Source organism: Luteimonas sp. MC1828 (assembly GCF_016461615.1).
In the GTDB taxonomy this organism is placed as follows: domain Bacteria; phylum Pseudomonadota; class Gammaproteobacteria; order Xanthomonadales; family Xanthomonadaceae; genus Luteimonas.
This window is the reverse complement of sequence record NZ_JAEMNY010000001.1, coordinates 1,181,194-1,194,585: the sequence shown is the minus strand read 5'-3', so window position 1 is coordinate 1,194,585 and position 13,392 is coordinate 1,181,194. Positions and strand designations below refer to the sequence as shown.

Annotated in this window: 12 protein-coding genes and 1 pseudogene; 8 read left to right on the top strand and 5 right to left on the bottom strand. The window is 70.6% G+C overall.

Features of this window, described 5'->3' with window-relative positions:
* Position 1: 1 nt before the first annotated feature.
* Positions 2–595: a GNAT family N-acetyltransferase gene (locus JHB91_RS05495; RefSeq protein WP_199471989.1), complete on the bottom strand. Its 594-nt coding sequence runs from the start codon at positions 593–595 to the stop codon at positions 2–4.
* A 187-nt stretch (positions 596–782) separates the two neighbouring features.
* Between JHB91_RS05495 and JHB91_RS05490 the strand changes: the two genes are divergently transcribed.
* From JHB91_RS05490 to JHB91_RS05465, 6 genes are all read left to right on the top strand, one after another.
* Complete coding sequence (locus JHB91_RS05490; protein ID WP_199471987.1) at positions 783–2,024, top strand: sensor histidine kinase; 1,242 nt, start codon at positions 783–785, stop codon at positions 2,022–2,024.
* Complete coding sequence (locus tag JHB91_RS05485; protein ID WP_199471985.1) at positions 2,021–2,692, top strand: response regulator transcription factor; 672 nt, start codon at positions 2,021–2,023, stop codon at positions 2,690–2,692. Before JHB91_RS05490 ends, JHB91_RS05485 begins: the two co-directional genes overlap by 4 nt.
* Positions 2,693–2,791: 99 nt before the next feature.
* Complete coding sequence (locus JHB91_RS05480; protein ID WP_199471983.1) at positions 2,792–3,943, top strand: SRPBCC family protein; 1,152 nt, start codon at positions 2,792–2,794, stop codon at positions 3,941–3,943.
* A 61-nt stretch (positions 3,944–4,004) separates the two neighbouring features.
* Positions 4,005–4,352, top strand: coding sequence for a DUF423 domain-containing protein (locus tag JHB91_RS05475; protein WP_233398518.1), 348 nt, complete (start codon positions 4,005–4,007; stop codon positions 4,350–4,352).
* A gap of 4 nt (positions 4,353–4,356) precedes the next feature.
* Complete coding sequence (locus JHB91_RS05470) at positions 4,357–5,031, top strand: DNA-3-methyladenine glycosylase 2 family protein (RefSeq protein WP_199375361.1); 675 nt, start codon at positions 4,357–4,359, stop codon at positions 5,029–5,031.
* On the top strand, positions 5,028–5,330 hold the full coding sequence (locus tag JHB91_RS05465) for a hypothetical protein (protein ID WP_199471981.1): 303 nt from the start codon (positions 5,028–5,030) through the stop codon (positions 5,328–5,330). Before JHB91_RS05470 ends, JHB91_RS05465 begins: the two co-directional genes overlap by 4 nt.
* A gap of 55 nt (positions 5,331–5,385) precedes the next feature.
* Here JHB91_RS05465 and JHB91_RS05460 read toward each other — a convergent pair whose 3' ends face one another.
* The 4 genes and pseudogenes from JHB91_RS05460 to rlmJ form a co-directional block, all read right to left on the bottom strand.
* The gene (locus JHB91_RS05460) at positions 5,386–5,943 is read right to left on the bottom strand and encodes an outer membrane beta-barrel protein (RefSeq protein ID WP_199375363.1); all 558 of its coding nucleotides are present in this window, start codon (positions 5,941–5,943) and stop codon (positions 5,386–5,388) included.
* A gap of 109 nt (positions 5,944–6,052) precedes the next feature.
* The gene (gene mfd, locus JHB91_RS05455) at positions 6,053–9,565 is read right to left on the bottom strand and encodes a transcription-repair coupling factor (protein ID WP_199471979.1); all 3,513 of its coding nucleotides are present in this window, start codon (positions 9,563–9,565) and stop codon (positions 6,053–6,055) included.
* A gap of 144 nt (positions 9,566–9,709) precedes the next feature.
* Positions 9,710–10,240: pseudogene (locus JHB91_RS05450) on the bottom strand (GNAT family N-acetyltransferase); the annotation flags it as partial.
* 62 nt (positions 10,241–10,302) lie between these two features.
* Positions 10,303–11,160, bottom strand: a complete 858-nt coding sequence (gene rlmJ, locus JHB91_RS05445; protein WP_199471975.1) for a 23S rRNA (adenine(2030)-N(6))-methyltransferase RlmJ — start codon at positions 11,158–11,160, stop codon at positions 10,303–10,305.
* 51 nt (positions 11,161–11,211) lie between these two features.
* Between rlmJ and creB the strand changes: the two genes are divergently transcribed.
* Together creB and creC are read left to right on the top strand one after the other, a co-directional pair.
* Positions 11,212–11,919: a two-component system response regulator CreB gene (gene creB / locus JHB91_RS05440; RefSeq protein ID WP_199471973.1), complete on the top strand. Its 708-nt coding sequence runs from the start codon at positions 11,212–11,214 to the stop codon at positions 11,917–11,919.
* A 6-nt stretch (positions 11,920–11,925) separates the two neighbouring features.
* Entirely contained in the window at positions 11,926–13,362 is a 1,437-nt protein-coding gene (creC, locus tag JHB91_RS05435) for a two-component system sensor histidine kinase CreC (RefSeq protein WP_199471971.1), read from the top strand.
* Positions 13,363–13,392 lie beyond the last annotated feature (30 nt).

Here is a 13,392-nt window from a genome sequence, read left to right as displayed (position 1 = left end):
ATCAAGTACCCGTGGCCAGTTGCGCCTCGCCGACCGCGCGCGGCTGCAGCAGCCACGGCTCGTGGGGCAGGGCGTCGCCGTAGTGCGAATGCACCCAGGCGTAGCTGCACAGGTCCTTGGTGAGCATGGACGCGCGGATGCCGGTCTCGGGCATCACGTGCTGGCCGACCTCGCGGAAGCCGAAGCTGCCGTGGAAGATGCGCGCCGGGTCGCTGTCGTGCTCCACGAACACCTCGCAGGCCAGCACCGGGTAGCGCAGCTCGGCATAGCTCTGGACGTCGGCGTAGAACGCGCGGCCCACGCCACCGCCGCGGCGGCGGCTGGCGACGACCACCCGGTCGATATAGAAATAGTGCGGGTAATGCGCGGCGAACCAGTGGAAATTGCTGGTTGCGTGGTCGCTGGCCGAGCCGAAGCCGACCAGGAACCCGGCCAGGGTGCCGTCACGCTCGGCGACCCGGAAATATTCGGCGGTTTCGTAGAAGCGGCGCAGCCGTCCCGAATCGAGCGGCAGGATCGAAGGGCCGGCGGCATTGTTGAGGGCAAGGACGGAATCCAGCTCGTGCTCGCGCACGTCGCGGATGACAATCGACATTCCAGACTCCGTGGAAGAAAACATGTACTGGCAACGCGGTGCCGGGGCCGAGGGGGCCATCGACGGCGGTTGCTGCCGACGGCGGGATTATCGCATGGTGCGCCGGCGGCGGGCGACCGGCGCCGCACCACGTCCGTCATGACTTCCGGGCGGCTCGGGCGCGGCCGATTGCCCCTACCATGGGGCCATGCTCGCGCGCTTCGACCACAATCGCCTGCTGCGCTATGCAGGCCTGTTCACCTGGGCGGTGATCGGGCTGCCGCTGTTGCTGCTGACCCTGCCGCAGCCCGACCGCGGCGCGCTGGAGGCGGGCGAGGTGGTGGCAGCCACCGGCGGCGGATTGGCCTGGCTGGCGTGGATGGCGTTTGGTGCCTGCTACGGATGGCTGACGCGCGCGCTCGGCCAGCGCCGGGTGACCCTGCTGGACAAGCTGCTGCTGGCGTGCCTTGCCGGCAGCGCGATCGCGATCAGCTATTACAGCCAGAGCGGCCTGGGCAGCATCCTACTGATGGTGGTGGCCTGCGTGCTGCCGTGGCTGCTGCCGGTCTGGCAGGGCGTCGCCATGCTGGTGCTGTGCGAATTCGTGATCGTGCCGGTGTACGTGCGCGGCTTCGATTTTTCGTGGGGCGAGGCGGTGCTGCAGGCCAGCCTGTACGTCGGGTTCACCGGTTTCGCGTTCGTGACCGGGCTGGTGGCCCGGCAGCAGGCGCAGGCGCGGGACGAGCAGCGGCGGCTGAACGCCGAACTGCGCGCCACCCGCGCGCTGCTGGCGCAGAGCGTGCGCGTCAACGAGCGCACCCGCATCTCACGCGAGCTCCATGACCTGCTCGGTCACCACCTGACCGCGCTCAGCCTGAACCTGGAGGTGGCCAACCACCTCACCAGCGGAAAGGCGCAGGAGCACGTCAGCCAGGCGCACACCCTGGCGCGGCTGCTGCTGAGCGACGTCCGCGAAGCGGTCAGCCAGATCCGCGGCAACGAGGCCATCGACATGGCCGCCACCCTGCTGCCGCTGGCAGACAACGTGCCCGGGCTCACGGTGGACATCAGCCTGCCGCGGCCGTTCCTGCTCGACGATCCCGAGCGCGCGCACGTGCTGCTGCGCTGCACCCAGGAAATCATCACCAATACCGTGCGCCATGCGCAGGCCAGCATCCTGCGCCTGAGGTACCAGGTGGAGCGCGGCGCGGTGCGCCTGGAAGCCCGTGACGACGGACGCGGGGCCGAGGGCTTTACCGCCGGCAACGGCCTGCGCGGGATGCGCGAGCGCCTGGCGGCGTACGGTGGCGAGGTCGCCGCCGAGACATCGCCGGGCCAGGGCTTCGTGCTGCGCCTGCGGCTGCCGCTCGATGACGCCACCGATATCGCCAGGCCAGTGCTCGACCCGTCCGGGCCGGGCCCCTCCCAGACCCTCCCGGAGTCGACATGAATACGAAAACCGAGACCCGCCCGCCGCCGATCCGGGTATGCCTGGTCGATGACCAGACCCTGGTCCGCCAGGGAATCCGCTCGCTGCTGGCGCTGGATGACGGCATCGAGGTGGTGGCCGAGGCCATCGATGGCCGCCACGCGGTCACGGTGATCCCCGAGTCGCACCCGGACGTGGTGCTGATGGACATGCGCATGCCGATGATGTCCGGCCTGGAAGCGCTGCAGGCGCTGTCCGCGGCCGGGACGTTGCCGCCGACCATCATCCTGACCACCTTCGACGACGACCAGCTGGTGCTGGCCGGGCTCAAGGCCGGCGCCAAGGGCTACCTGCTCAAGGACGTGTCGCTGGAGCAGTTGGTGGGCGCCATCCGCACCGTGGCCGCCGGTGGCTCGCTGGTGCAGCCGGCGGTCACCCAGCGGCTGCTGTCGGGGCTCGAGCACATGCGCAACGAGTTCGTCAGCCTCGATCGCCCGGACCCGCTGACCGACCGCGAGACCGAGATCCTGCGACTGATGGCCTCGGGCTTCTCCAACAAGGAAATCGCCAATTCGCTGGGCGTGGCGGAGGGCACCATCAAGAACCACGTGTCCAACATCCTCAGCAAGCTGGGCGTCCGCGACCGCACCCGCGCGGTGCTCAAGGCCTTCGAACTGCAGCTCGTCTGACATTTGCCGCGCGGATCGCTCGCAGCCGCGCGGGCAATCTTGATAGGATTGGCGGTCTGCGCCCCGGCCCCGGCCGGTCCTGGTCCCGGAGAACCCTGTATGACCCGTTTGCTCGAGCTCCTGATTTCCATCGCGATCGTCGCGGTGCTGTTCGTGATCGTCGGCGTGTTGCTGCCGTCAAGCCGCCACCTCTCCGAGAGCGTCGAGACCAATCGCAAGCTCTCGATCGTGTACGACACGCTCAACAGCTTCCGTCGCTTCGACGACTGGCATCCCCTCGCACTGGGCAACGTCAAGCTCAATCGTTCGGGCCCCGATTCGGGCGTGGGCGCGCGCATCGACTACAAGTCGGAAGTCGCCAGCGGCAGCTGGGAAATCGTGGAGTCCGACGAGGACCAGCGGGTCGTCTACGCGATCCAGGACGAGAAGCGCGGCAATGACAAGCGCAGCGAGTTCAGCCTGAAGCCCACGGGCCGCAACAACCGCAACGTCGAGATCACCCAGACCTACGACGTGAAGTACGGCTGGGACCTGCTGGGCCGCTACGCGGGCCTGTACGTCAGCCGCAACATCGGTGACAGCATCAAGCTGGGCCTCGGCCGGCTGAGCAACATGCTCGCTTCCGTGCCCAACATCGACTATCGCGCGCAGGACGTGCGCCTGAGCAACCTCGAGTTCGTCGACGTTCCGGCCGAGCACCTGCTGGTGGTCAACGCCGGTGCGGTCGAGCGCAACAACGAGATCATCAAGACCTCGATGAAGGCCAACGCCGAGTGGATCAAGCGCACTATGGATGCTAACGGCCTGGTGGCCGCCGGGCCGCTGCGCATCGTCAGCACCGAGTTCGCGCGCGACACCTACACCTTTGACGTGGTCCAGCCGGTGCGTCGCCGTGCCGCGGGCGCTGCGGCTTCCGCGCCGGCTGCTGCCGCCGACGCCGCCGCGGCCGACCAGGCTGCCGCCGCCGAGCCTGTCGAGGCCGCTCCCGCCGTCGCCGCGACCGAAGCCCTCGAAGGCCTGAACCTCATGGGCCCGGTGAGCTATGTGCACAGCGAAGCGACCCGCGTGGCGACCGGCGACTACGTCGGCTACATGGCGGAGCTGGACAACGTACGCAACGCCGTGCGCGCCTGGACCCTGACCCAGGGCGAGGAAGTCATCGGCCGCCCGTACGAGCTCTACAAGAACGGCATCGACCAGGCCTTCACCGCCGACGGCGAGTTCGAGGTGCGCTGGGTGCTCAAGCGCTGACGCACGGACGAACGTTCCAGTGAATGGTCTTGCCGCGCGCCGCATCCCAGGATGCGGCGCGTTGCGTTTGGGGCGGGCACTCGCGGCCAGTGGCGCGGTCCTCGCGTCGGCGTCCGTGGCGCTGGCCGCATACGCCTCGCACGTCGCCGCCGCGGAAGAGGGATCGCGGCTGATGCTCGCCGCGGTGTTCGCGTTCGGCCACGGGCTTGCACTGGCCGCACTGGCGCCACGCACGCCCGGTCGCCTGGCACTGGCGGCGCTGTGCATGCTGCTGTCCGGCGTGCTGCTGTTCTCGGGTTCGCTGGCCGGCGCGCACTTCTACGGCCTGCCTACGCGTCTCGCGCCCTTCGGTGGCGTGCTGATGATGGCCGGCTGGCTGCTGCACGCCGCCGCGGCGCTGCGGGACTGAGCGCGTGGCCCGACACGCCCGCGGCTACGACACCGCCGAGGCCGAGGCCTGGCTGTCGCGCCGCGACCGCAAGCTGGGTACCTGGATCCGCCGCCTGGGTCCGATCGAGCCCGATGCGCGCTGGCGCAAGTCCTTCGATCCGGTCGACGCGCTGGCGCGCGCCATCCTCTACCAGCAGCTGAGTGGCAAGGCCGCTGCGACGATCGTCGGCCGCGTCGAAGCTGCTATCGGCAGTACCCGTTTCCATTGCGACACGCTGGCGTGCATCGATGACGCCGCACTGCGCGCGTGCGGGGTGTCCGGCAACAAGGCGCGTGCGCTGCGCGACCTCGCCGAGCGCGAATCACGCGGCGAGATCCCCGACCTGCGGCGGATGTCCACCCTCGACGCCGACGGCATCGTGGCGGCGCTGGTGCCGATCCGCGGCATCGGGCGCTGGACAGTGGAGATGATGCTGATGTTCCGCCTCGGCCGTCCCGACGTGCTGCCCGTCGACGACCTCGGCATCCGCAAGGGCGCGCAGCTCCTCGACCGCGCGGACGCGATGCCGACGCCGCGCGAGCTGGCCGCGCGTGGCGAGCGCTGGGGCCCGTTCCGCACCCACGCCGGCATGTACCTGTGGCGCATCGCGGATTCCGCCGCCAAGGCCTCGGCTCCGGTGAAGCGGTCCCAGGAATGATTCCGATACTCGAGTTCGATACGCCGACCTTCCACCCCGGGCGCAACACGACGATCCGCCGCGGCGACCGCTGGCATTCGGTTCCGGAAGCCCGGCTTCGCCTGCGCGACGGCATCCTCTCCCCGCCGATGCCGCTTGAGACGGCGCTGAAGAAATTCTCGGCGCTGTCGGAGAGCGACATCCGGTTCGAGCATGATCCGAAGTGCCGGACCCTCGAAGGGCTCCTGCATGAAATGCAGCGCATCTATCCGGGCTTCGACCCCGAAGAAGACATCACCGTCTGCCATTTCAACTTCTGACCGGAAACAGAACGGCCGCCCGGGGGCGGCCGCGTGCTGGACCCGATGGGCAGGCTCAGAAACGGAATTCACCGCCGACGGCAATCGTGTCGACGTCCACGTCCACGCCCTCGAAATCGGCCTGGCGGCGATCCCAGTTGAGCGATACGCCCCAGCGACGGTTGAAGTCGTAGCCCACGCTGGCGCCGAAATACGGCTTGGTGGAATGCGCGTCGTCCACCACGTCCCAGTCGTCCTCGCGCACCTGCGCGGTCAGGCGCGCCATGCCGACGCGGCCGCCGACGAAGAAGCCGTGCCCGTCGGCACCGAAGTTGCGCTTCGCAGCCACGCCGATGCCGATCGACACGAGGTCGATGTCGGTGTCGTTGCCGAGGTACTCGGTGTACAGCGTGCCGATATGGCCTTCGACCGCGAAGTGCCGGTTGAACCAGTAGCCGCCGCCGAACGTGGCCGACGTGTCGGTTTCGCTCTCCGAAAAGCCCGCGTAGTCGAGTTCGACATCGCTCTGGCCCACTTCTGCGCGGATGAACCCGGCGCCGCCGTCGACCGCCATGGCGGCAGGAGAAATGACAGCCAGCGCCAGCGCGGAGGCCAGGATGAGGTGCTTCTTCATGTTGATCCGTGTTCCCTGAAAGTAGGTCGCCCGTTCGTGGGCGCGCGCATCATGCGCATGCGCGCTTGCCGCGTCAATCCGAGTGGATGCGTGCGCGCTGGGCGCGCGGTCATCCTCCGGGCGCAAGCACCGCCAGCAACCCGCGCGCCGCCTTGATGCGCTCTTCCGCCGTCGGCAACTCCAGGGTGATGCGCAGCTTGTCCGGGCCGTCCATCCGGTAGGCCTTCGGCTGGCCCTGCACCATGCGGATCACCGCCATCGGATCGACCGACGGCTTCTCGGTGAACTGCACGCGGCCGCCGCTGGCACCAAGATCGATCTTGCGGATGCCCAGCGCCGTCGCCGCGAGCTTCAGCTCCGCGACCGCGAACAGGTGCTTGGCCGGATCCGGCAGCAGCCCGAAACGGTCGATCATCTCCACCTGCAGCTCGCGCAGGTCATCGACCGAGCGTGCCGAACTCACGCGCTTGTAGAGCGTCAGCCGCGTATGCACGTCGGGCAGGTAGTCGTCGGGGATCAGCGAAGGCAGGTGCAGCTCGACCTCGGAGCCGCGCGCCGCGGTGCCGTCGACATCGGGCAGCTCGCCGCGCTTGATCGAGCGCACCGCGCGCTCCAGCAGCTCCGTGTACAGGCTGAAGCCGACCTCGGCCATCTGCCCGCTCTGGTCCTCGCCGAGCAGCTCGCCGGCGCCGCGAATCTCCAGGTCGTGCGTGGCGAGCGTGAAGCCCGCGCCCAGCTCGTCCATCGACGCGATGGCCTCGAGGCGCTTCTTCGCATCCGCGCTGATCGAGCGCTTGTCCGGCACCACCAGGTAGGCATACGACCGGTGGTGCGAGCGCCCGACGCGGCCGCGCAGCTGGTGCAGCTGCGCCAGGCCGAAGCGGTCTGCGCGGTTGATGATGATGGTGTTGGCGTTGGGGATGTCGATGCCGGATTCGATGATGGTCGAGCACAGCAGCACGTTGGTGCGCTGCTTGTGGAAGTCCAGCATCACCCGCTCCAGCTCGCGCTCCGGCATCTGCCCGTGGGCGATGCCGATGCGCGCGTCCGGCACCAGTTCCTGCAACTCGCGCTCCATGCGCCCGATCGACTCCACGTCGTTGTGCAGGAAGTACAGCTGGCCGCCGCGCGCGAGTTCGCGCTGGAACGCCTCGCGCAGCTGCTGGTCGTCCCAGGGCACGACGAAGGTCTGCACCGCCAGGCGGTGCGCGGGCGGGGTGGCGATGATCGACAGGTCGCGCAGCCCGGCCATGGCCATGTTGAGCGTGCGCGGGATCGGCGTGGCGGTGAGCGTGAGCAGGTGCACGTTGGCGCGCATCGCTTTCAGCGCCTCCTTCTGGCGCACGCCGAAACGCTGCTCCTCGTCGACGATCACCAGCCCCAGGTCCTTGAAGGCGACGTCCTTCTGCAGCAGGCGGTGGGTGCCGATGATGACGTCGATGCCGCCCTCGGCGACCTTCTCCAGCTCGACCTTGATCTCCTTGGCGGTCTTGAAGCGCGACAGCACCTCGACGCGCAGCGGCCAGTCGGCGAAGCGGTCGCGGAAGTTGCGGTAGTGCTGCTCGGCCAGCAGCGTGGTCGGCACCAGCACCGCGACCTGCTTGCCACCGGCCGCGGCCGCGAACGCGGCGCGCACCGCGACCTCGGTCTTGCCGAAGCCGACGTCGCCGCAGACCACGCGGTCCATCGGCTGTGCCGACTGCAGGTCGCGCAGCACGGCCTCGATCGACGCGTGCTGGTCGGGGGTCTCCTCGAACGGGAAGCTGGCCGCGAACGGCTCGTACATCGCGCGGTCGAGGTCGATCGCCAGGCCCACGCGCGCCTGGCGCCGGGCCTGGATCTCCAGCAGTTCGGCGGCGACGTCGCGGACCTTCTCGGCGGCCTTGCGCTTGGCCTTGGTCCACTGCTCGCCGCCCAGCGAATGCAGCGGCGCGGTTTCCGGCGAGGCGCCGGAGTAGCGGCTGATCAGGTGCAGCTGCGCGACCGGCACGTACAGGCGGTCGCCCTTGGCGTATTCGATCTCGACGTACTCGGCGGCGATGCCGCCGGCGTGCAGGGTCACCAGCCCGCGGTAGCGGCCGACGCCGTGGTCCTCGTGGACGATCGGCGCGCCCTCGGTGAGTTCGCCGAGGTCGCGGATGATCGCTTCCGGCTCGCGCCCTGCGCGCTTGCGGCGCCGCGGCTGCGCCGCGCGCTCCGGGAACAGCTGGCGCTCGGTGAGGATCGTGACCGGGGTGCCGCCGGCGACGGGGCCGTCGAGCGCGAAGCCGTCATCGAACGGCGCCACCGCGATCGCGAACGCCGGGCCGTCCGTCGCCAGGAACTCGCCGAAGCCGGCGACGACCTTCGGCTTCAGGTCGGCGGCGTCGAGCACTTCCAGCAGCGCCTCGCGGCGGCCGGCGGTATCGGCGGCGACCAGCACGCGGCCTGGATAGCTGGCGAGGAAGGACTTCAGTTCCGACGCCGGCTGCTCGTGTCGCCCGGACAGCGGCAGCTCCGGCGCGGGCTGGTCGCCGAGCGGCGCGGCCTCGGCGGCGCGCGCATGGCCGTCACCTGCGACGTCGACGCGTTCGCGGGCGTTGAAGCGCGCGCGCAGGTCGTCGGGCGGCAGCCACAGCGTGTCGGGCGACAGCACCGGGTGCTCGATGTCGTGGCGACGCTGCTCGTAGCGCTCGCCCACCTGCGCCCAGAAATGATCCGCCGCGGCCGATGCGCCGTCGTCGACCAGCGGCAGCGCCTTGTCGCCGATGTAGTCGAACAGCGTGGCGGTGGCGGCCTCGTCGAAGAACAGCGGCAGGTAGTACTCGATGCCGGCCGGCGCCAGCCCGGCCTTCAGGTCCTGGAACAGCGCGCTGCGCCGGGTGTCGATGTCGAAGCGCTCGCGCAGCGCGGCCATCGCGCGCGTGGTCGCGGCTTCGTCCAGCGGCACTTCGCGGCCGGGCATGAGCTGCACCGCGTCGACCTTGTCCAGCGAGCGCTGGCTCTCGGGATCGAAGGCGCGGATGGTGTCGATGTCCTCGTCGAACAGCTCGATGCGGAACGGTGCGGCGGCGCCCATCGGATATACGTCGAGCAGGCCACCGCGCACCGCGAAGTCGCCGGGGTCGAACACCTGCGGCACGTTGCGGTAGCCGGCCGACTGCAGGCGGTGTTTCTCGGCGTCCAGGTCGAGGCGCTGGCCGACACGCAGGTCGAAACTGTTGCCGACCACGTACGACAGCGGCGGCAGTCGCTGCATCAGCGTCTGCACCGGCACCACCACGATGCCGCGCGCCAGCGTCGGCAGCCGGCGCATGGTCGCCAGGCGCTGGGAAATGATGTCCGGGTGCGGGCTGAAGCGGTCGTAGGGCAGGGTTTCCCAGTCCGGGAACGCCAGCACCGGCAGCCCCTCGTCGCCTGCCAGCAGCGTGTGCAGGTCGGCCTCGAGCTGGGTCGCCGCGTGGTTGTCGCGGGCCACGGCGAGCAGCACACCACCATGGGCACGCGCGGCGCCGGCCACGAACCAGGCCAGCGCCGAGCGCGACGCAGGCGCGCGCCACCAGGCGCGCGGGCGGCCGGGGCCGGGCAGCGGCGGGACGGGAAGCAGGGGGAGGAGGGAGCTGGGCTGGGGCTTGTCGGTCATCGGCACTTCAGAACAACGGCAGCGCCGGAGCGGTCGATCCGCTCCAGCGCAAGGCCGACCAGTTTACCCGCGGTCGGCGGCTCCGCCCTCGCCGGGTCCAGCCTCGGCGGGCGCGGCAGCCGCGCCGTTGGTGGCGGGCGGCGTGAGATCCAGCACCGCCTGCACCAGCCCGTCGGTTTTGCCGGGGGTGCGGCTGAAGCCCATGGAGTCGAGCAGGGCCAGCATCGGTGCGTTGTCCTCGCGCACTTCGCCATACACGCTGTCGAGCTTCTTGCCGCGCGCCCAGCGCACCACGCGTCGCATCAGGTGGCGGCCCAGGCCCATGCCGGCGACGTAGCTGCTGACCAGCACGGTGAACGCCGCATCGCGCGTGCCGGGCACCACCGCCACCCGGGCCACGCCACCGATCAATGCCTCGCCCGGAGGCAATGGCTCGGACACCACCAGCGCGAACTCGCTGCGGGTGTCCGGGTGGGTCATCCGGTGGGCGAGTTCCGGCGTCATCTCCGGCACGTCGTCGAGGAAGCGCTGGCGGACTTCTTCCGGTTGCAGCAAGTCAAATCCGGCGCGCAGCGCGGGTGCGTCGTCGGGCCGGATGGGCCGGATGACGATGTTGCGGCCGTTGGCGAGGCGGACTTCCTCGTGCCAGGGCGGGAGACGGTTGCGAGCGACCATGGGCGGATGCTCGCACGGTCGAAGTGAAGCCCTTTTTTACATGGCCGGCGGCGGCCGGCCGATCACTCCGGACCGCGCAGCCACTGCACGCGCGACGAGGCACCCTTGCCGCCGATCGCACCGGCCAGCGCGGCCAGCGCGGGGGTCAGCGCGGCGTCGAACTTCCAGGGCGCATTGACCACCACCAGGCCGCTGCCGTTCATGCGCAGCGGCGAGTCGTCGGGGCGCACCAGCAACTCGGACACCAGCACCGACTTGGCCGGCAAGTCGGCCGCGCGACGTTGGAACGGCCCCAGGGTGCGGCGCAGCTTGATCGGATACCACAGCGCGAACACGCCCTGCGGGAACCGTCGCAGGCCTTCGCGGATCGCAGCCAGCGCGTCGTCGAATTCGGCGAGCTGGGTTTCGTAGGGCGGGTCGATCAGCACCAGCCCGCGGCCGATGCGCGCGTCGCCGTCGCGCGGCGGCAGCAGCGAGCGCATCGCCGCATAGCCGTCGGTGGGCAGCACGCGCACGCGGCGGTCGTGCTCGAAGCCTTCCGCCAGCACCGCGGACTCGGCCGGCTGGATCTCGCAGCAGGCGATGCGGTCCTGCTCGCGCAGGGCGTGCGCCAGCAGCCAGGGCGAGCCCGGGTAGGCATCGTTGCCATGCGCCTTGCGGCAGGCGCGCACCGCGGCCAGGTAGCGCGTGATCGCGGGCACGCGCGGATCCTCGGCCAGCAGGCGCTCGATGCCTTCGTCGGCCTCGCCGGTGCGGAGCGCCGCGTCGGCGCGCAGCCGGTAGCGGCCGCGGCCGGCGTGGGTGTCGAGCGCGAACAGCGGCGCCGGCTTGGCGGTCAGGGCGTCGCACAGCGCCAGCAGGACGACGTGCTTGAGCACGTCCGCGTGGTTGCCGGCATGGAAGGCGTGGCGGTAGTTCATCGCGCCAAGGATACGCGGGCGGGCCCTTGGCCGCGGGTATGCTTCGCCGCAATGACCGCTGACACCGCCACCCGCTCCACCGTGCTGCTGGTCGAGGACGACCTGGCGATTGCGGAGACCATCCTCTATCCGCTGCGCGCGGAGGGCTTCGCCGTCGAGCACCACCTGCTGGGCGGCGGCGTGGCGGAGCGTGTGCGCGCCGGCGGCATCGACCTGGTGCTGCTGGATGTCGGGCTGCCGGACGTGGGCGGCTTTGAAGTGTGCCGGCGGCTGCGGGCGTTCAGCGCCCTGCCGGTGGTGTTCCTGACCGCGCGCAGCGACGAGTTCGACCGCGTGCTGGGCCTGGAGCTCGGCGCCGACGACTACATCGCCAAACCGTTCTCGCCGCGCGAGCTGGTGGCGAGGGTGCGCGCGCGCCTGCGCCGGCATCCGGTCGCGGACTGCGACGGCAGCGACGGCGTGCGGCGCAGCGGGCGTTTCGAACACGATCCCGAGGCGCGGCGCATCGCGTTCGCCGGCGCGCAGCTCGAGCTCACCCGCTACGAATACGCGCTGCTCGCCGAGTTGCTGCGGCGCCCTGGTGCGATCCTCAGCCGCGCCCAGCTGCTGGATCGCGCCTGGCACGACGCCGGCGAAAGCGGCGAACGCACCATCGATACCCACGTCAAGACGCTGCGCGGCAAGCTGCGCGCCGTGGATGCGGTTGCCGATCCGCTGCGCACCCACCGCGGCGTCGGCTATTCGCTCGACGTCGGCTGAGCCGGCATGCGCATCGGCCTGCGGATCCTGCTCGGCTACTTCGTGATCGTCGCGCTGGCGGCGCTGCTGCTCGGGCGCGTGTTCGTGCAGCAGGTGAAGCCCGGCGTGCGCCAGGCGATGGAGGACACCCTCGCCGACACCGCCAACGTGCTGGCGGAGCTGGCCACCGACGACCTGCTGGCCGGGCGCATCGACGGCGGCCGCTTCGCCATGCGCGTGCGCGCGCTGGCCGCACGCGACCCCGCCGCCCGCATCTGGGGCTTCGACAAGCACGCGGTCAGCTACCGGATCACGGTCACCGACGCCGAGGGCATCGTGGTGTTCGATTCCGCCGGCCGCGACCTTGGGCGCGACTATTCGCGGTGGAACGACGTGCATCGCACCCTGCGCGGCGAATATGGCGCGCGCTCCACGCGCAGCGACCCGGCCGACGACGCCAGCTCGGTGATGCATGTCGCCGCGCCGATCATGGATGGCGCGCGGATTGCCGGCGTGCTCACCGTGTCCAAGCCCAACCAGGCGATGGCACCGTTCATCGCACGCAGCCAGGCGGTGGTGATGCGCTGGGGCTGGGTGCTGCTGGGCACGTCGCTGCTTGTCGGCCTGCTGGCGGCGTGGTGGCTGGCGCGCCAGCTCGGTGGCCTGCGCCGTTATGCCGACGCGGCCGCCGCCGGCGAACGCGCGGTGCTGCCCGATTCCGCCGGCGAGTTCGCCGACCTCGGCCGCGCGATCGAGTCGATGCGCCTGCGGCTGGAAGGCCGCCAGTACGTCGAGCGCTACGTGCACACGCTCACCCACGAACTGAAGGCGCCGCTGGCCGCGATCCGCGGCGCCGCCGAGCTGCTGGAATCGCCGCTGCCCGATGCCGACCGTGCGCGTTTCGCCGGGCACATCGGCACGCAGAGCACGCGCATGGCGACGATGATCGACATGCTGCTGGCGCTGGCCGCGGTGGAGCATCGACAGCAGCTGGACGCACCGCTGCCGGTGGACCTCGCGGCCCTGGTCGTCGAGGTCTGCGATGACGCGATCCCGCGGATGACCGCTGCCGGCCTGGCGCTGCAGGTCGAGGCATCGCCGCTGCCGGCGGTGGTGGCGGGGGACGCGTTCCTGCTGCGCCAGGCGCTGGCCAACCTCGTCGACAACGCGATCGGCTTCTCGCCCGCCGGCGGCCGCGTGCTGGTGACGTTGAGACACGTGGACGGCGACGTGGAGGTGGCGGTTGCCGATGACGGCCCGGGTATCCCCGATTACGCCGCGGGCCGCGTTTTCGAGCGCTTCTACTCGCTGCCGCGACCGGGCGACCGCGGCCGCAGCAGCGGGCTTGGCCTGACCTTCGTCGCCGAGGTCGCGGCGCTGCACGGCGGGCGCGCGGCCCTTCGCAACCGCGAAGGCGTCGGTGCCGTCGCCAGCCTGCTGTTGCCGCTGCAGCCGGCCAGGTAACGCCTGCACCTCGCAGCGCGTGGCGCGGGG

Excerpts from the sequence above, each read along its gene's own strand:
- JHB91_RS05490 (WP_199471987.1), top strand. The coding sequence starts at position 783 with ATGCTCGCGCGCTTCGACCACAATCGCCTGCTGCGCTATGCAGGCCTG.
- JHB91_RS05480 (WP_199471983.1), top strand. The coding sequence starts at position 2,792 with ATGACCCGTTTGCTCGAGCTCCTGATTTCCATCGCGATCGTCGCGGTG.
- JHB91_RS05495 (WP_199471989.1), bottom strand. The coding sequence starts at position 595 with ATGTCGATTGTCATCCGCGACGTGCGCGAGCACGAGCTGGATTCCGTC.
- creC (WP_199471971.1), top strand. The coding sequence starts at position 11,926 with ATGCGCATCGGCCTGCGGATCCTGCTCGGCTACTTCGTGATCGTCGCG.
- JHB91_RS05460 (WP_199375363.1), bottom strand. The coding sequence starts at position 5,943 with ATGAAGAAGCACCTCATCCTGGCCTCCGCGCTGGCGCTGGCTGTCATT.
- JHB91_RS05465 (WP_199471981.1), top strand. The coding sequence starts at position 5,028 with ATGATTCCGATACTCGAGTTCGATACGCCGACCTTCCACCCCGGGCGC.
- rlmJ (WP_199471975.1), bottom strand. The coding sequence starts at position 11,160 with ATGAACTACCGCCACGCCTTCCATGCCGGCAACCACGCGGACGTGCTC.
- creB (WP_199471973.1), top strand. The coding sequence starts at position 11,212 with ATGACCGCTGACACCGCCACCCGCTCCACCGTGCTGCTGGTCGAGGAC.
- JHB91_RS05485 (WP_199471985.1), top strand. The coding sequence starts at position 2,021 with ATGAATACGAAAACCGAGACCCGCCCGCCGCCGATCCGGGTATGCCTG.
- mfd (WP_199471979.1), bottom strand. The coding sequence starts at position 9,565 with ATGACCGACAAGCCCCAGCCCAGCTCCCTCCTCCCCCTGCTTCCCGTC.